Annotated in this window: 14 protein-coding genes and 1 riboswitch; of the genes, 7 read left to right on the top strand and 7 right to left on the bottom strand. The window is 57.1% G+C overall.

The features are described from left to right. Positions 1-15: 15 nt before the first annotated feature. Positions 16-621: a glycerol-3-phosphate 1-O-acyltransferase PlsY gene (plsY, locus tag AC6I8I_RS16595; RefSeq protein WP_046289254.1), complete on the bottom strand. Its 606-nt coding sequence runs from the start codon at positions 619-621 to the stop codon at positions 16-18. Positions 622-729: 108 nt separating this feature from the next. Between plsY and folB the strand changes: the two genes are divergently transcribed. Next, positions 730-1,089, top strand: a complete 360-nt coding sequence (folB, locus tag AC6I8I_RS16590) for a bifunctional dihydroneopterin aldolase/7,8-dihydroneopterin epimerase (protein WP_312053133.1) — start codon at positions 730-732, stop codon at positions 1,087-1,089. A gap of 193 nt (positions 1,090-1,282) precedes the next feature. Then, positions 1,283-2,101: an undecaprenyl-diphosphate phosphatase gene (bacA, locus tag AC6I8I_RS16585; RefSeq protein WP_031376496.1), complete on the top strand. Its 819-nt coding sequence runs from the start codon at positions 1,283-1,285 to the stop codon at positions 2,099-2,101. A 15-nt stretch (positions 2,102-2,116) separates the two neighbouring features. Here the strand turns inward: bacA and AC6I8I_RS16580 are convergent, their stop codons facing one another. Continuing rightward, positions 2,117-3,349 (bottom strand): multifunctional CCA addition/repair protein, encoded by a 1,233-nt coding sequence (locus tag AC6I8I_RS16580; RefSeq protein ID WP_497828089.1) that lies wholly within the window; start codon positions 3,347-3,349, stop codon positions 2,117-2,119. Positions 3,350-3,507: 158 nt separating this feature from the next. Continuing rightward, complete coding sequence (locus AC6I8I_RS16575; protein ID WP_312053128.1) at positions 3,508-4,128, bottom strand: TIGR04211 family SH3 domain-containing protein; 621 nt, start codon at positions 4,126-4,128, stop codon at positions 3,508-3,510. Positions 4,129-4,400: 272 nt separating this feature from the next. Between AC6I8I_RS16575 and AC6I8I_RS16570 the strand changes: the two genes are divergently transcribed. The 3 genes from AC6I8I_RS16570 (at position 4,401) to hldE (ending at position 10,095) form a co-directional block, all read left to right on the top strand. Further along, positions 4,401-5,711, top strand: coding sequence for a CYTH domain-containing protein (locus tag AC6I8I_RS16570; protein ID WP_312053126.1), 1,311 nt, complete (start codon positions 4,401-4,403; stop codon positions 5,709-5,711). 33 nt (positions 5,712-5,744) lie between these two features. Beyond that, positions 5,745-8,597, top strand: coding sequence for a bifunctional [glutamate--ammonia ligase]-adenylyl-L-tyrosine phosphorylase/[glutamate--ammonia-ligase] adenylyltransferase (glnE, locus tag AC6I8I_RS16565; protein WP_312053124.1), 2,853 nt, complete (start codon positions 5,745-5,747; stop codon positions 8,595-8,597). 70 nt (positions 8,598-8,667) lie between these two features. Next, a complete protein-coding gene (gene hldE / locus AC6I8I_RS16560; protein WP_312053122.1) occupies positions 8,668-10,095 on the top strand; it encodes a bifunctional D-glycero-beta-D-manno-heptose-7-phosphate kinase/D-glycero-beta-D-manno-heptose 1-phosphate adenylyltransferase HldE in 1,428 nt (475 codons plus the stop codon). Between the two features lie 42 nt (positions 10,096-10,137). Here hldE and ubiK read toward each other — a convergent pair whose 3' ends face one another. After that, entirely contained in the window at positions 10,138-10,539 is a 402-nt protein-coding gene (gene ubiK, locus AC6I8I_RS16555; protein ID WP_312053120.1) for a ubiquinone biosynthesis accessory factor UbiK, read from the bottom strand. 170 nt (positions 10,540-10,709) lie between these two features. Continuing rightward, a riboswitch (FMN riboswitch) is annotated at positions 10,710-10,868 on the top strand. 110 nt (positions 10,869-10,978) lie between these two features. On the opposite strand from ubiK, the gene ribB reads away from it, so the two are divergent. Then, positions 10,979-11,635 carry a 3,4-dihydroxy-2-butanone-4-phosphate synthase gene (ribB, locus tag AC6I8I_RS16550; RefSeq protein WP_046289251.1) on the top strand — a complete coding sequence of 219 codons (657 nt, stop codon included), beginning with the start codon at positions 10,979-10,981 and terminating at the stop codon, positions 11,633-11,635. A gap of 250 nt (positions 11,636-11,885) precedes the next feature. Then, on the top strand, positions 11,886-12,671 hold the full coding sequence (gene ygiD, locus AC6I8I_RS16545; protein ID WP_312053117.1) for a 4,5-DOPA-extradiol-dioxygenase: 786 nt from the start codon (positions 11,886-11,888) through the stop codon (positions 12,669-12,671). Between the two features lie 38 nt (positions 12,672-12,709). Here ygiD and AC6I8I_RS16540 read toward each other — a convergent pair whose 3' ends face one another. The 3 genes from AC6I8I_RS16540 to tolC form a co-directional block, all read right to left on the bottom strand. Beyond that, on the bottom strand, positions 12,710-13,870 hold the full coding sequence (locus tag AC6I8I_RS16540) for a glutathionylspermidine synthase family protein (protein WP_312053115.1): 1,161 nt from the start codon (positions 13,868-13,870) through the stop codon (positions 12,710-12,712). A gap of 7 nt (positions 13,871-13,877) precedes the next feature. Continuing rightward, positions 13,878-14,552, bottom strand: a complete 675-nt coding sequence (locus AC6I8I_RS16535) for a DUF1190 family protein (protein WP_312053113.1) — start codon at positions 14,550-14,552, stop codon at positions 13,878-13,880. Between the two features lie 143 nt (positions 14,553-14,695). Next, positions 14,696-16,162 (bottom strand): outer membrane channel protein TolC, encoded by a 1,467-nt coding sequence (gene tolC, locus AC6I8I_RS16530; RefSeq protein WP_312053111.1) that lies wholly within the window; start codon positions 16,160-16,162, stop codon positions 14,696-14,698. Positions 16,163-16,175: the final 13 nt, after the last annotated feature.

Here is a 16,175-nt window from a genome sequence, read left to right as displayed (position 1 = left end):
CTTAGCCGGCTTTTTTTATTCCTGCGATTTCTTCTTACGCTTCCAGATCTTCCCTTCCTGACCGCGCCACAAACGCTGGATATTATCGTGATGGCGTAACAGGATCAGGCAGGAGAGCATCGAAACCGGAAAGGTGAACTGGGGTTTAAACCACCAGACGTAGAACGGCGCAATCAGCGCGCTGACAATCGCGCCGAGTGATGAGTAGCCGCTAAGCAGCACGGTGAGTAGCCAGGTGCCGGTCACCAGTCCGGTTAAGTCCCAGCCAATCGGCGCAATCGCCCCGAAAGCCGTCGCCACACCTTTGCCACCACGGAACTGGAAGAATACCGGATAGATATGACCGAGGCAGGCCGCGATCGCCGTCAGGCCCAGAAACAGCGGCGTCACATGCAGCAGATATGCCAGCCAGACCGGTACCATCCCTTTCAGTACATCAAACACCAGCACGCAGGCTGCGGCCGCTTTACCACCCAGCCGTAACACATTGGTAGCGCCAGGATTACCTGAGCCGTGCGTACGGGGATCGGGCAGGCCAGCGAGTTTGCAGACCAGAATCGCACTGGAAATCGAACCGCAGAGATACGCGAAAATAATCATACCAGGCGCGAAAGCACTCATAACACCGTACCGTTACCTTTTGGGTCGTTTTGATCTCATCAACCGTGGATAATACGCATAATCCGCCGGAAGTGGTATCCGGCTTAGCCAAAAACAGAGACCATCATCATGGATATCGTATTTATAGAACAACTCACGGTGTTCACCACCATTGGCGTTTACGACTGGGAACAGGGGATGCAGCAGAAGCTGGTGCTCGATGTCGAAATGGCGTGGGATAACCGTCTGGCGGCGCGCAGTGACGATGTGAACGACTGTCTCAGCTATGCCGACGTCTCTGAAGCGATTCTGACGCACCTGACCGGCAGTCGTTTTGCGCTGGTTGAGCGGGTTGCTGAAGAAATCGCGGATCTGTTGATGAACCGTTTCAATTCGCCTGGCGTACGCATAAAGGTAAGCAAACCGGGCGCTATCGCCCAGGCAGCGCAGGTTGGCGTGCGAATTGAGCGCGGGACTATTCCTAAATAAATGCGATGTGATTGCCATCACAATGAAACCAAACCAAATTACTGTCTGTCATAGCGAGTGCCGTTTCGTTGGAGCCAGCGAAATGGCCTAAGACCTTAAGGTTTTACTCAGGCTGATGCAGGCATGATTTCAGGCGATAGCCTTTGCGCTAGCGCCTTTTTAATGGTTTTGAAACGGATAGAGGAAAAATTTGATGGCAGATATTCATCAGCTTTGGGTAGCTGCAATCCTGGGCGTTGTGGAAGGGCTGACCGAATTTTTACCGGTCTCATCCACAGGGCACATGATTATAGTGGGTCACCTGCTGGGCTTTGAGGGCGAGAAAGCGGAGACCTTTGAGGTGGTTATCCAGCTAGGCTCGATTCTGGCGGTGGTCGTGATGTTCTGGCGGCGTCTGTTTGGCCTGATCGGTATCCACTTCGGCGAAGTCAAACATGAAGGTGTCGGTAGCGGACGTTTATCGCTGATCCACATTCTGCTGGGCATGGTGCCAGCGGTAGTCGTGGGGCTGGTACTGCACGATCAGATCAAAACGCTGTTTAACCCGATCAACGTGATGTATGCGCTGGTGGTGGGTGGTGTGCTGCTGCTGGCGGCAGAATACCTCAAACCGAAGCAGCCGAAAGCGGTCGGCGTCGATGATATTACCTATCGTCAGGCGTTTATGATTGGCTGCTTTCAGTGCTTAGCGCTGTGGCCGGGCTTCTCTCGTTCAGGCGCGACCATTTCCGGCGGCATGCTGATGGGCGTGAGCCGCTATGCGGCCTCTGAGTTCTCTTTCATCCTGGCGGTGCCAATGATGATGGGCGCGACGGTGCTGGATATGTACAAGAGCATCGGCTTCCTGACCATGGCTGACTTTCCGATGTTCGCCGTGGGCTTCGTAACCGCCTTCGTGGTGGCGCTGATCGCGATTAAAGCCTTCCTGGAGCTGATTAAGCGTATCTCGTTCGTCTCTTTCGCCATCTACCGCTTTATCGTGGCGGCAGCGGTTTACATGGTTTTCATGTAAACCAATCGCCGCCTGCTAGTCAGGCTGCGGTATAGCCAGACCCTGCGCGACGGCGTCAATCCGTCGTCGCGTTAACTCTTCCCGCACCTCTGCGCCTTTAAAGCCCGCCTCGATCACCGCTTTGGTCGGCACCGCCTGCGCCAGCGCAAACGCCCGCCGCAGATAGTCACCCTGTGGATACGCCATACTTTCCAGACCGGCACGCCCGCGCGCATCGGCTTCGCTGGTCAGCGCCATCTGCTCGACGCGTTGCGGTTTGCGCCAGGCATCGATCCGATCAAACAGCGCCACCAGCGAGGTGGCCGACTGGCGCTCAATGGTATGCACGATGTCGTGAAATTCGGTGACGATCAGCGCCAGATCGCGAATCGCATTAGGCACCCGCAGCCGCTGACAAATCGCCTCCACCAGCGGCACGCCCGCCAGGCCATGACCGTGATGGCTGGGCCATTTTTCAGGTGGCGTCAGCGCCTTGCCGACGTCGTGGAACAACGTCGCGAAGCGCACATCGACTGATTCAGAGAGCGCGGCTGCCATGGTCAGCGTCATCAGGGTATGCACCCCGGTGTCGATCTCCGGATGCCACTTCGCCGGTGCCGGAATACCAAACAGATTATCGAGTTCCGGGAACAGCACCTGCAACGCGCCGCAGTCGCGCAGCACCTGAAAATAGACCTGAGGATTGCGGCTGGTCAGCGCTTTTTCCGTCTCTTTCCACACCCGCTCAGCGGTCAGATGGGCCAGTTCGCCGCTGCTGACCATCTGCTGCATCAGCTGCTGCGTCTCGGCGGCAATACGGAAGTTGAGATGGGCGAAACGCGCCGCGAAACGCGCCACGCGTAACACCCGCAGCGGATCTTCATGGAAAGCGTCAGAAACATGGCGCAACTGGCGCTGGGCAATATCGCGCTGGCCGTGGTAAGGGTCAATCAGCTCGCCGTTTTCATCCTGCGCAATCGCATTGATGGTCAGATCGCGGCGCTGTAAGTCCTGTTCCAGCGTTACTTCGGGCGCGGACCAGGTCACGAATCCGGTATAGCCTTTCCCGTTTTTCCGCTCGGTACGCGCCAGCGCATACTCTTCGCGGCTGTCAGGATGCAGGAAAACGGGAAAGTCGCGACCGACCTGTTGATAGCCCTGCTCAAGCATGGCCTCGGGCGTGGCACCGACCACCACCCAATCTTTGTCTTTAACCGGCAGCTTTAGCAGTGCATCACGCACTGCGCCGCCCACAAGAAACGTCTTCACGCAAAACTCCAGAGAAAAAGAAATGACCTGCACGCCGGGCGCATCCCGCGCGACACTTCAGCAGTGCATGTTGCTCTATTGTTGCACAGATTCAGCAGATTGCAGGCATGCCAAAAGGGGGATCTGGCGATCCCCTGATGAAAAACGGCAGAGACGGGTCAGTTCATCCAGCGATCGTTTTTCTTGCGGCGCGGCAGCATGTGCGGCAACAGTAAACCTAACAGCAGGCCAACACCCAGCACGCCGCCGCCATACATAAACCACTGCATGATGATGGTACGCTGCTTGTCATCAAGCTGGACGTTAGCGGCGCTGACTTTCTTCTGCGCAACGATTAGCTCGTTTTTCAGCTTCTGGTTTTCGCCCTTCAGTCCGTTGATCACGCCGTCGCTGCTGGCGACTTTGTTCTGCATTTCAGCGGTGCGCTGATTCCAGCTGTTGTCGATATTATCCAGCTTGGCGGTAAGATCTTTAACCTGTTGTTCCAGCTGCGGCACCCGGGTACGCAGGCTGGGACTGGCGCTCAGCTGCGACAGGGGTATCCAGGTGGTGCGGCCTTCCGAGTCACGGATCTGGCCATAATGGGTATCATTGTTGGTCTGAAGCAACTGCACCTCTTCCCCGGCATTCAGCTTACCGAGCAGGCGAAACTGATCGCCCGGTCCGCTGCGAACCCAGGTCGATAATTCATCAGACACGTAGCGTTTTTCTTCGGCGTGGGCAGGTGCAAGGGTGCTGAGGGCCAGCAAAGTGAGTCCAGCGAGTGTAATTTTTTTCATTCGATTTCGTTTTGCTTAGTCTGACTAAAAATTTACCGGCACAGTCTGGAGAGGCCTCGCATAAATCACTATGAGAACTATCCTGGTCTCATGAGAGTGCGAAAAGGTCTGCGAAAGCACAAAGAAAGCAGAGACAGCGCGGCTTCTGTGCATTAATCTTCGCCTGATAACCCCTTGCCCTCCAGGCGACAGCATGAGTAACCTGCTGATTATCGCCTGAAATATGCAGGAAACATCCTCTTAAGTGCCAGCGGCGTAGTGAATAAAAAATTATGACCATCGAAATCGAACTAAAGTTCATTGCAACTCCTCAGGCGGCCGGAAAACTGGCTGACCTTGTCGCGGCGTGGCCGCATCAGCATCAGCCTGCGCGTGAGCTGACCAACATCTATTTTGAAACCGACGATAACCAGCTGCGACGCTGGGATATGGGATTGCGCATCCGTGGCGTCGATAAGCGTTATGAAATGACGCTGAAAGCGGCCGGTAAAACGCTTGGCGGGCTGCATCAGCGCCCGGAATATAACGTCGATCTGAGCGAGCCGACGCTGGATATTGCGCAACTGCCGGCCGACATCTGGCCGCAGGGCACCGACATTGCGGCGTTACAGTCACGTTTACAGCCGCTGTTCACTACCCATTTCCAGCGTGAAACCTGGCTGATTACCGTGGGCGACAGCGAGATTGAGCTGGCGTTTGATCAGGGCGACGTCACGGCGGGAACCCTGAGCGAACCGCTGTGCGAAATCGAACTGGAATTAAAGCGCGGTGAGCGAAAAGATATGCTGACCTTTGCCCGGCAGCTGGTGGCGATGGGCGGCTTACGGATGGGCAGCCTGAGTAAAGCCGCCCGCGGTTATCAGCTGGCGCAGGGCAATCCGCCGCGTCAGCTGCGGCCTTTCCCACTGTTGAAAGCCGGCAACAAAGCCACGGTAGAAGAGGGCATGGTGGCAGCCATGTCGGCCGGTCTCAGCCACTGGCAGTATCACGAAGAAGTCTGGCTGCGCGGCAATGCGGCGGCCCAGGATGCGGTGCGTGAAGCGCTGGATGTGCTGCGTCAGGCGTTTACCCTGTTTGGTGCGCTGGTGCCACGCAAGGCCAGCAGTGCTTTGCGTCAGCAGCTGACCACACTGGAAGAGACGCTGGTCAATGATGAAGTGGACGCAACCAGCTTCTGCCTCTCGTCGCTGGCGGTGGAAACCCAGCTGGCGCTGACGCACTGGCTGGTGGAATCGCACTGGCAGCAGTGGGTGGATGCCAAAGGCCAGGCCAAATTACAAGGCTCGTTTAAACGCTTTGGCGACATCATGCTGAGCCGCATCAATGCCGATCTCAGAGAGACTTTCAGCACGGTTAAACAGCCTAATGAGTATCGGGATAAAGCGACGCGCCTGGCGCGTCAGCTGCTGGCGGTGCATTTGCTGGCCGGCGCCTATCCGCAGGAAGAGGTGGCGGTCTGGCTGGCACCGTGGCAACAGCTGCTGTCTGCGATTCATGAACAACAGGAAGCCGGATTAGCCTGGCTGACCACGCAGGCGCTGAAACAGCCACCGTTCTGGCTCACCAGCGGTTCTGCCCGCTAACCTGAGCTGTGCCACGCCATCATGGAGGGATATATGTTGTCAGCACTTCCCGCGTTGTTACGCGAACAGGCGGCACGCGCCGCAGAGCAGCTTGAGGTTCCCCTTGCTTCACTGAGCGCGGAGCAGGCGGCCGGGCTGGCTTTCAGTGATTTTGTGCTGGAAAACCTGCAACAGCATCCCGACTGGTGGCAGGCTATTTGCCATGCGCCGCCGCAGGCTGACGAGTGGCAACACTACGCTGACTGGCTAAATCAGGTGATGGTGACGGTTGATAGCGAAGCCAGCCTGATGCGGGAACTGCGACTGTTTCGCCGCCGGATGCTGGTGCGTATCGCCTGGATGCAGTGCCTGCAACACGCCAGTACGGAACAGAGCCTGCAGCAGCTCAGCGTGCTGGCGGAAGTGTTAATCAGCCGGGCGCGCGACTGGGTTTATCAGGATTGCTGTCGCGATTTTGGTACTCCCTGCAACGTTGACGGCGAAGCGCAACCGATGCTGATCCTCGGCATGGGCAAGCTGGGCGGTGGCGAGCTGAATTTCTCATCCGATATCGACCTGATTTTTGCCTGGCCGGAAAACGGCAGCACCCGCGGCGGAAGGCGTGAACTGGATAACGCCCAGTTCTTTACCCGCATGGGACAGCGGCTAATCAAGGTGCTCGATCAGCCGACCATGGATGGTTTTGTCTACCGGGTTGATATGCGTCTGCGTCCGTTTGGCGACAGCGGCCCGCTGGTGATGAGCTTCGCCGCTCTGGAAGATTATTACCAGGAGCAGGGGCGCGACTGGGAACGCTACGCGATGGTCAAAGCGCGCCTGATGGGAGACGAACACGATCGCTGGAGCCTGGAGCTGCAACAGATGCTGCGGCCGTTCGTCTACCGGCGTTATATCGACTTCAGCGTGATCCAGTCGCTGCGTAACATGAAAGGGATGATCAGCCGGGAAGTGCGGCGGCGCGGCCTGAAAAACAACATCAAACTGGGCGCAGGCGGGATTCGTGAAACCGAATTTATCGTCCAGGTATTTCAGCTGATTCGTGGCGGGCGTGAGCGCTCACTTCAACTGCGCGCCTTACTGCCGACGCTGGAAGCGATAAAAGCGCTGGCGTTATTAACGGCAGACCAGGTCGATGCGCTGCGTGAAGCCTATCTGTTTCTGCGGCGGCTGGAAAATCTGCTGCAAAGCCTTGGAGATGAGCAGACCCAGACGTTACCTGAAGATGAGCTGCATCGCGCCCGGCTGGCGTGGGCGATGGGCAGCGCGGACTGGCCCGCCCTGATGGCGGCGCTCGAAAGCCAGATGGCGGCGGTTCGCGCTATTTTTGATGAGCTGATTGGCGAAGATACGCCAGAGATTGGCGATCAGCGCGAACTGGCTGAGTACCAGATGCTGTGGCAGGACCCGCTGGAAGAGAGCGAACTGGCGCCGCTGGTGCCACAACTCAGCGATGAACAGTGCCGCACGCTGCACCAGACGCTGGAGGCGTTTCGCCAGGATATCAGCCGGCGCACTATCGGCCCGCGCGGTCGTCAGGCGCTGGACCAGCTGATGCCGCGTCTGTTAAGCGAAGTCTGTCCGCGCGACGATGCTGCCGTCACCCTCAGCCGCCTGACGCCGTTACTGCTTGGCGTGCTGACCCGCAGTACCTACCTCGAATTATTAACCGAATACCACGGCGCACTGCGGCATTTGATCCGTCTGTGCGCCGCCTCGCCGATGGTGGCCAGCCAGCTGGCCCGGCACCCGCTGTTGCTGGACGAACTGCTCGATCCCGCCACGCTCTACCAGCCAACCGCCACCGACGCCTACCGTGATGAGCTGCGTCAGTATCTGATGCGCATTCCCACCGATGATGAGGAACAGCAGCTTGAGGCGGTGCGGCAGTTCAAGCAGGCGCAGCATCTGCGTATTGCCGCTGCCGACATCGCTGGCACGCTACCGGTGATGAAAGTGAGCGATCACCTCACCTGGCTGGCCGAGGCGATCATCGAATCGGTGGTGCGCCAGGCCTGGCATATGATGGTGCAGCGCTACGGCCGGCCATCGCACCTGAGTAATGAGCATGAACGCGGTTTTGCGGTGCTGGGCTACGGCAAACTGGGAGGCTGGGAGCTGGGATACAGTTCCGATCTCGATTTAGTTTTTCTGCACGATTGCCCGGCGGATGCGGTGACCGAAGGCGAACGCAGCATTGATGGCCGCCAGTTCTATCTGCGCCTCGCCCAGCGCATTATGCATCTGTTCAGTACCCGCACCTCATCCGGCATTCTGTATGAGGTGGACGCGCGGCTACGTCCTTCCGGCGCGGCGGGCATGCTGGTCAGCACCTTTGAAGCGTATGAGGAGTATCAGCGCAGGGAGGCCTGGACCTGGGAGCATCAGGCGCTGGTGCGGGCGCGGGTGGTGTTTGGCGAACCTGCGCTTGGCGAACGTTTTAACACCATCCGCCAGGCGATCCTCTGTTTGCCGCGCCCCGCCGAGGCGTTACAGACTGAAGTGCGTGAGATGCGGGAAAAGATGCGCGCTCACCTCAGTAACAAGCATAAAGGACGCTGGGAGATTAAAACCGATCAGGGTGGAATCACCGACATTGAATTCATCGCCCAATATCTTGTCTTACGCTACGCCGCTGAACAACCTGAGCTGACACGCTGGTCCGACAATGTGCGTATTTTTGAACTGATGGCGAAATACCATAAAATGCCCGCCGATGAAGCACAGGCGCTGACGCAGGCGTACGTTACCCTGCGTGATGCCTTGCACCATCGGGCATTGCAGGAGCTGCCCGGCCATGTGGAGCCGGATGCTTTCGCCGCCGAACGGCAAACGGTTGTTGCCAGCTGGCAGCGCTGGCTGAACTCGCCCGCGTCTCTCCCGGCGTGATGCTGATAGCACAAATCGCAACTGTGCTATCATCCGCGCACTTTTTTTAATGCAGTCTGGAGTGTCTGGAATGAAAGTTACTCTGCCCGCGTTCGGCCAAGCCTCAGTGCTGGTCGTTGGCGATGTGATGTTGGATCGTTACTGGTATGGCCCTACCAGCCGTATCTCCCCTGAAGCGCCGGTTCCGGTGGTGAAAGTGGACACCGTTGAGGAGCGTCCTGGCGGCGCAGCAAACGTGGCGATGAACATTGCAGCACTCGGTGCCGCCTCACGGCTGATTGGCCTGACCGGTGAAGATGATGCGGCGCGCGTGTTGAGTAACACGCTGAAAGACGTCAACGTACAGTGCGATTTCGTGGCGGTGAAAAGCCATCCGACCATCACCAAGCTGCGCGTGCTGTCACGTAATCAGCAGCTGATTCGCCTCGACTTTGAAGAGGGATTCGAGCAGGTCGATCCGGAACCGATCCACCAGAAAATGCGTGCTTCGCTGGCGGCTGCGGGCGCACTGGTGCTGTCTGACTACGCCAAAGGCGCGCTCTGCAGCGTGCAGACCATGATCGCCCTGGCGCGCGAAGCAAACGTCCCGGTGCTGATCGATCCGAAAGGCACCGACTTTGCCCGCTACCGTGGCGCAACGCTGCTGACACCTAATCTGTCTGAATTCGAAGCGGTGGTCGGTAAGTGTAAAAACGAAGAGGAGATCGTGGCGCGCGGTATGCAGCTGATCGCCGATTTCGATCTCTCCGCGCTGCTGGTGACCCGTTCAGAAAATGGCATGACGCTGCTACAACCCGGCAAAGCGCCGTTGCATCTGCCGACTCAGGCCCAGGAAGTTTATGACGTGACGGGTGCGGGCGACACGGTTATCGGCGTGCTGGCTGCGGCGTTAGCGGCAGGTGACTCGCTGGAAGAGGCCTGTTTCCTCGCCAATGCCGCCGCTGGCGTGGTGGTGGGTAAACTTGGGACCTCCACCGTCAGCACCGTTGAGCTGGAAAATGCGATTCATGCCCGTCCGGAGCAGGGCTTCGGCATCATGACCGAAGCGGAACTGAAAGCCGCAGTGGAGATGGCGCGTCGGCGCGGCGAAAAGGTGGTGATGACCAACGGTGTTTTCGACATTTTGCATGCCGGCCACGTCTCTTATCTGGCCAATGCGCGTAAGCTGGGCGATCGCCTGATCGTGGCCGTGAACAGCGATGCATCGACCAAACGGCTGAAAGGCCCGAGCCGCCCGGTAAATCCGCAGGAAAATCGCATGATCGTACTCGGTGCGCTGGAAGCGGTTGATTGGGTAGTGGTGTTTGAAGAGGATACGCCGCAGCGGCTGATCGCCAGCATTCTGCCGGACCTGCTGGTGAAAGGCGGTGATTACAAACCGGAAGATATCGCCGGCAGTAAAGAAGTGTGGGCCAACGGTGGGGACGTGCAGGTGCTTAATTTTGAAGATGGCATCTCAACCACCAATATTATTAAAACCATTCGCGGCGACAGCTAAAACCGGTAGTCAGCGGGAGGCGTGCTCCCGCTAAACCAGTGATTAACTGTTGCTGTCAGTATCAGGTTTGGCCACATCCGGCGTGGTGATGACTGACGGTGCGGGTGAGGCGGCAGGAGAGGTCGCTGCGCCCGCCGCTGTGGTGTTTGCCGTGGCAACAGGTGCGCTGGCGGTTGGCGCTGTCGGCGCTGTCGGCGTTGCGCCGCTCTGGCTTTCCAGCTGAGCCAGACGCTGTTCCAGCGCCGCCAGTTTTTCCCGCGTACGCAGCAATACCTGCGTCTGCACATCAAACTCTTCACGGTTGACCAGATCCATACGCGTCAGCTGCGCCTGAAGAACCTGACGAATTTTCTTTTCGACATCATCACCAAACTCACGTACCCCTTTCGGCATCGCTTCGTGAACCTGACGTGCAAGTTGTTCAATTTTTTTCGTGTCGATCATGATGATTTCCTGGTTTCGGGGAGCTGTGTCAGCATTTTACTAACCTGATAACGGTTAAGTGTAATGCCAGAAATGAAAAGGATAAACCTCAAATCGGCAACGCAGGAAATGCAAAAGCAATTGCGCTATTGATGATTGCCGCTCCAGATAAACGGCGCTATAGTAAAAACGCTTATTCTCAGGGCGGGGCGCAATTCCCCACCGGCGGTAAATCAGCCTTGGCTGAAAGCCCGCGAGCGCTTCATGATGATGAAAATTCGCTATGAAGGTCAGCAGATCCGGTGTAATTCCGGGGCCGACGGTTACAGTCCGGATGGGAGAGGGTAACGACATCTGTCGGACAATTGTGTCTGCTTCACGTTATTGCCACGTCTTTTTGACGTCACTCCTAAGCTCGCCCTGATTCTGGTAACCCATACATTTAAAGGTTTTTATTACCATGAATCAGACGCTACTTTCTGAATTTGGCACGCCTGAACAGCGTGTAGAACGTGCTATCGCCGCCCTTCGTGAGGGACGCGGTGTAATGGTGCTCGACGATGAGAATCGTGAAAACGAAGGCGATATGATCTTCGCCGCGGAAACCATGACCGTTGAACAGATGGCGCTGACCATTCGCCACGGCAGCGGCATTGTCTGCCTGTGCCTGACCGAAGAGCGTCGTCAGCAGTTAGATCTGCCGATGATGGTGGAGAACAACACCAGCTCCTACGGCACCGGTTTTACCGTGACGATTGAAGCAGCCGAAGGCGTGACCACCGGTGTTTCTGCCCAGGATCGCATTACCACTATTCGTGCCGCGATTGCTGATAACGCCAAACCCAGCGATCTCAATCGCCCTGGACATGTCTTCCCGCTGCGTGCGCGCGAAGGCGGTGTGCTGACCCGTGGCGGCCACACCGAAGCGACCATCGACCTGGTGACTCTGGCGGGCTTCAAGCCGGCAGGGGTACTGTGTGAACTGACCAACGATGACGGCACCATGGCCCATGCGCCGGAAGCCATTACGTTTGCCAGACAGCACAATATGCCGGTGGTGACGATTGAGGATTTAGTGGCCTGGCGTCGCAGCCACGAAACGCGTCACGCCAGCTAATCAGCGTGCTGACGCGGTAAAACAGGCCAGCGCGGCCTGTTTTACCGGTGGTTAATTCGCACGTCCGCTTCGGGGACGGTAATCTGAGCCGTCAGCCCGACTTCGCCTGGCGTTATCCCCGTTCGATCATTCCCTTCGTTGCCTATCTTATTCAATTTTTCTGAGCATCTTCATCAGGCTTATCCGCGTGATATAGCGGGTAAAGCGCGTATCGTAGTGGCTATCAAACATTCAATTCTGAGAATCCGTTATGAGCCAGTCACGTATGCCAGCGCTGTTTTTGGGCCATGGCAGCCCGATGAACGCCCTGGATGAAAACCGCTATACCACCGCGTGGCGTCACGCGGGCGATACGCTGCCGCGGCCCCGCGCCATAATTGCAGTCTCGGCCCACTGGTATACGCGTGGCACTGCGGTAACGGCGATGGCAGCTCCCCGCACGCTGCATGATTTTGGCGGTTTTCCGCAGGCGCTGTTTGATACCCGCTATCCGGCGCCGGGATCGCCCGAACTGGCTGAACAACTTGTCACTCTGTTAGCACCGATTCAGGTACAGCGGGATTACGACTGGGGCTTCGATCACGGCTCGTGGGGCGTTTTGATCAAGATGTATCCGCAGGCGGATATTCCGGTGGTGCAGTTAAGTATCGACAGCACCCAATCACCGGCCTGGCATTTTGAACTGGGCCAGAAGCTGGCGGCGCTGCGTGACCAGGGCGTGATGATCGTTGCCAGTGGTAACGTGGTGCATAACCTGAGAAAGGTACGCTGGGACGGCGGCGATGAGGTCTATCCGTGGGCCAGCAGTTTTGAGCAGTTTGTGCGTGACAACCTGACGGCAGAGAGTGACGCGGCTTTGCATCCGCTGGTCAACTTTATGCAGCATCCTGGTGCTGCGCTCTCAAACCCGACGCCGGAACATTTTCTGCCACTGTTGTATGTGCTGGGCGCACGTCAGAAGGGGGAAGCGATCACGATTCCGGTGGACGGCATGGAGATGGGCGCGATCAGCATGTTGTCAGTGCAGGTCGGCTGAATGCAAACAGACCCGAAACGGGTCTGTTTATCAGGGCGTTACCCGATGAAGGCGTGCGGATAGAAGCGCGAAAGATCCTGAGTGATCAGATCGCGATCCTCACGCAGGCCAATACCGGCTGGCTGATCGTCAATCAGCCAGCTGCCGATCAGCGTGTAGCTGTCGCCAAATTTTGGCAGCGGATGGAACTGCTGGACGATCATGCCCTCTTCGCCATACGGGCCGTCGACGCGGGCAATCTCCTGACCATTTTCAACAATGCGGATATTAGCGCCTTCGCGGGAGAACAGCGGCTTCACCACATATTTGTCCATCGGCGGCACCTCATCTTCGGCAAAGAAGGCGGGCAGCAGGTTAGGATGATTCGGGAACATCTGCCACAGCATCGGCAGCAGCGCTTTGTTCGACAAAATGCTTTTCCAGGCTGGCTCCAGCCAGCGTACACCGGCATCGCCCAGCTTGGTGGAAAACATCTCACGCAGCATGAATTCCCACGGATAGAGCTTAAACAGGTTGCTGATGACCTGGTCGTGGACGTCGGTAAACTCACCTTTTTCACCCAGACCAATTTCATCCATATAGAGAAATTCGCTCGGCAGGCCTGCTTCAGTGGCGCAATCCTGCAGATACTGCACCGTGCCGCGATCTTCGTCAGTATCGCGGCAGCAGGCGAAATGCAGCCAGTTAAAACCGTGCTGCTGATGCAGCGCCGCAAAGCGCGCGATCAGCTTTTCCTGCAAACTGTTGAACTGGTCACTGCCTGTCGGCAACTGCCCGGCGCTGAGCTGATCTTCCAGCCATAGCCACTGGAAAAATGCCGCTTCATACAGCGAGGTCGGCGTATCCGCGTTGTTCTCGAGTAATTTGGCGTCGCCTTTGCCATCCCAGGCGAGATCAAGACGGGAATAGAGCGAAGGCTGACGCTGGTGCCAGGAATCACGCACAAAATCCCAGGTATGTTTGGGAATGCGGAATTTGGTCAGCAACGCTTCATCGTTAACGACTTTGTCGACCACCTGCAGGCACATCTGATGCAGCTCAGCGGTGACATCCTCAAGCTGCTCTATTTGTGCCAGCGTAAACTGGTAGTAAGCATCTTCACACCAGTACGGCTCGCCGTGCATGGTATGAAAACGAAAACCAAACTCGGTGGCTTTTTCCCGCCAGCCTGGGCGTTCTGAAATGGCAATGCGTTGCATCGGGGCGTTAGCCTCCCATTGAACGGCTGGAGGTGCCGGTAGCGCTGCTGCGCTGCATGCTGTTCTGTTTGGCTACCGTCTCGCCAAAGCCGCCACGGGTGATGGTCGAGGTGGTGGCAGGCTTCGGTGCCAGCGCCGTCTTCGGCACGTTCATGGTTTTACCTGAGGTGGCTGCACCATAGTTACGACCGGACGCATCAACAAACTGACCGTTTGCCGGACTGTTAGGCGTTTTGGGGGAAAACAGCGGCTGCTGAGCGAAGCCTGCGCCGCCGCCCATCATCCGGCCCATCATGTAACCGGCCATCAGTGGCATCCAGAAGCTGCCGCCGCTCTGTTGCGCTTCCGCATTGTTGGTGCTGCCGACGCCAGCCTGAGCCGGGGTCTGCTGACACTGATTCTCGCCGAATTCGGCGACGCAATCTTCGCGGGTCGCATATTTAGGCGCGGTGCGTTCTGCCTCTTTTTTGGCTTCATTGAACGCGGTGGTGCACTGTGCGCTCTGGCCTGGATTGGCTTTCGAACAGTCATCCGCGTTCTGATACATCGAAACGGATTCATCGTTTTGTTCACAGCCTGCCAGCATAAATACCGCTGAAACGGCGATCGCGACGGGCGTTAAATGGCGTGCCTGCCAGCTCTTACGAAAAGCGGCATAGCGAATAGATTTTGTGCGTTTCATTATGATTATCCTGTGCCCAAAGGTAGCGCATAGAATAGGGGATGAGGGGTCAAAATTGAAGCTGAGGGCCTGATACTGTAGGGATCTTTACTTAGCTATACGTTCGATAGAGAGACGGGCCGCAAAGCGACCCGTCATCGTCATCAGTTACCGAAAGGATTGCTGCTGCTATTGCGAGCCGCAGGGCGTGCTGCGGCGGCAGAGCCGTTGGCAGACGGGCCATTATCCACGCGCGCGGTCTGCTGTGCGTTTTCCGGTGCCACCGTTTCTGGTGAGGTTGGGATCTCTTTACCCAGCTGGCTGTTCAGCGCCTGCAGGTTCTGCTCGTTGAGCGTTCCCAGTGCATAGCTGATGTTGAGTTGGTTGATCAGGTAGCTGTAGCGCGCATCAGAAAGCTGCTGCTTGGCGTTATACAGCGCGGTGGTCGCATCCAGCACATCGACGATGGTACGCGTACCGACCTGATAACCGGCTTCAGACGCATCCAGTGAGCTTTGCGCTGAGACCACCGCCTGTTTGTAGGCGTTGATGGTACTGATCGATGCATTCACGTTGTTAAACGATGAGCGCACGGTCTGCACCGCTGAGCGGTGCGCACTTTCCAGCTGCTCGCTGGCGCTGACAAAATTATACTGCGCCTGTTTCACCTGCGAGGTCACGCTGCCGCCGCTGTAGAGTGGCAGAGAGAAGCTCAGGCCAACCTGGTTAGAACCGGTAATCGAATCGGTTGAACCGGCGCTCTGGTTAGCACGGCTGCCGCCATATTTGCTGTTAGACATGCCGGTTGAGGCAGTCAGATCCAGCGTCGGCATGTGGCCGGTTTCTGCTGAACGAATCTGCTCACGTGCCAGATCCTGATTCAGACGGGCAGACAACAACGTCAGATTACGACTTTCAGCCTGCTTGAGCAGGGCGCTGACCGCATCCGGCTTATCGGTTTTGAAGCGGTCGATATTAAGCGACGCCAGAGCCTGATAATCCATGCCGGTAATCTGGCGCAGTGATTCAACCGCGTTATCCAGATTGTTGCGCGCGGTGACTTCGTTAGCTAATACGCTGTCATACTGCGCACGGGCGTTTTGCACGTCAGTGATCGCCACCAGGCCGACGTTAAAACGTTGGGTGGTTTGATCGAGTTCGCGATAGATCGACTGTTTCTGCGCTTCGGTGTAAGAAAGGGTATCAATCGCTTTCAGTACGTTGAAGTAAGCGGTCGCGGTGTTCAGAATCAAATCCTGCTGCGCAACCTGATAGGTAACGTCCTGGATGCCGGCGGCTTTTTCCTGCAGGGTCAGGGCGCGCCATTTCGACATGTCGAAAATTGTCTGGGTTAATTGCAGCGTGCCGCTGGTCGTGTTGGAATGAAGCCCGCTGCTGTCACGGTAGCCGTTGTTATAGGTGTAATCCGCACCCAGACCGAGCTGCGGTAATAATGGGCTACGCGCTTCGTTGATTTTCTCAAAGGCAGAATCGCGATCGGCAGCGGCGCTGCGCAGATCCGGGTTGCTCAGACGCGCTTGTTGATAAACCTGAAGCAGGTCTTCGGCCTGGCTGGCGAAGCTGAAACCGCCCAGGCTCAGCCCAATAAAAAATGGGAGCAGTTTTTTCATTTGCATTCCTTTT

Source organism: Pantoea sp. X-Soil-YNGN-775, from assembly GCF_059730575.1.
Note: the sequence above shows the minus strand (reverse complement) of the source record. Positions and strands in the feature narration are given on the sequence as shown.

What these genes read in the sequence shown, in the direction of transcription:
- plsY (WP_046289254.1), bottom strand. Translation starts at nt 621, where the DNA reads ATGAGTGCTTTCGCGCCTGGTATGATTATTTTCGCGTATCTCTGCGGT.
- folB (WP_312053133.1), top strand. Translation starts at nt 730, where the DNA reads ATGGATATCGTATTTATAGAACAACTCACGGTGTTCACCACCATTGGC.
- bacA (WP_031376496.1), top strand. Translation starts at nt 1,283, where the DNA reads ATGGCAGATATTCATCAGCTTTGGGTAGCTGCAATCCTGGGCGTTGTG.
- AC6I8I_RS16575 (WP_312053128.1), bottom strand. Translation starts at nt 4,128, where the DNA reads ATGAAAAAAATTACACTCGCTGGACTCACTTTGCTGGCCCTCAGCACC.
- AC6I8I_RS16570 (WP_312053126.1), top strand. Translation starts at nt 4,401, where the DNA reads ATGACCATCGAAATCGAACTAAAGTTCATTGCAACTCCTCAGGCGGCC.
- glnE (WP_312053124.1), top strand. Translation starts at nt 5,745, where the DNA reads ATGTTGTCAGCACTTCCCGCGTTGTTACGCGAACAGGCGGCACGCGCC.
- hldE (WP_312053122.1), top strand. Translation starts at nt 8,668, where the DNA reads ATGAAAGTTACTCTGCCCGCGTTCGGCCAAGCCTCAGTGCTGGTCGTT.
- ubiK (WP_312053120.1), bottom strand. Translation starts at nt 10,539, where the DNA reads ATGATCGACACGAAAAAAATTGAACAACTTGCACGTCAGGTTCACGAA.
- ribB (WP_046289251.1), top strand. Translation starts at nt 10,979, where the DNA reads ATGAATCAGACGCTACTTTCTGAATTTGGCACGCCTGAACAGCGTGTA.
- ygiD (WP_312053117.1), top strand. Translation starts at nt 11,886, where the DNA reads ATGAGCCAGTCACGTATGCCAGCGCTGTTTTTGGGCCATGGCAGCCCG.
- AC6I8I_RS16540 (WP_312053115.1), bottom strand. Translation starts at nt 13,870, where the DNA reads ATGCAACGCATTGCCATTTCAGAACGCCCAGGCTGGCGGGAAAAAGCC.
- AC6I8I_RS16535 (WP_312053113.1), bottom strand. Translation starts at nt 14,552, where the DNA reads ATGAAACGCACAAAATCTATTCGCTATGCCGCTTTTCGTAAGAGCTGG.
- tolC (WP_312053111.1), bottom strand. Translation starts at nt 16,162, where the DNA reads ATGAAAAAACTGCTCCCATTTTTTATTGGGCTGAGCCTGGGCGGTTTC.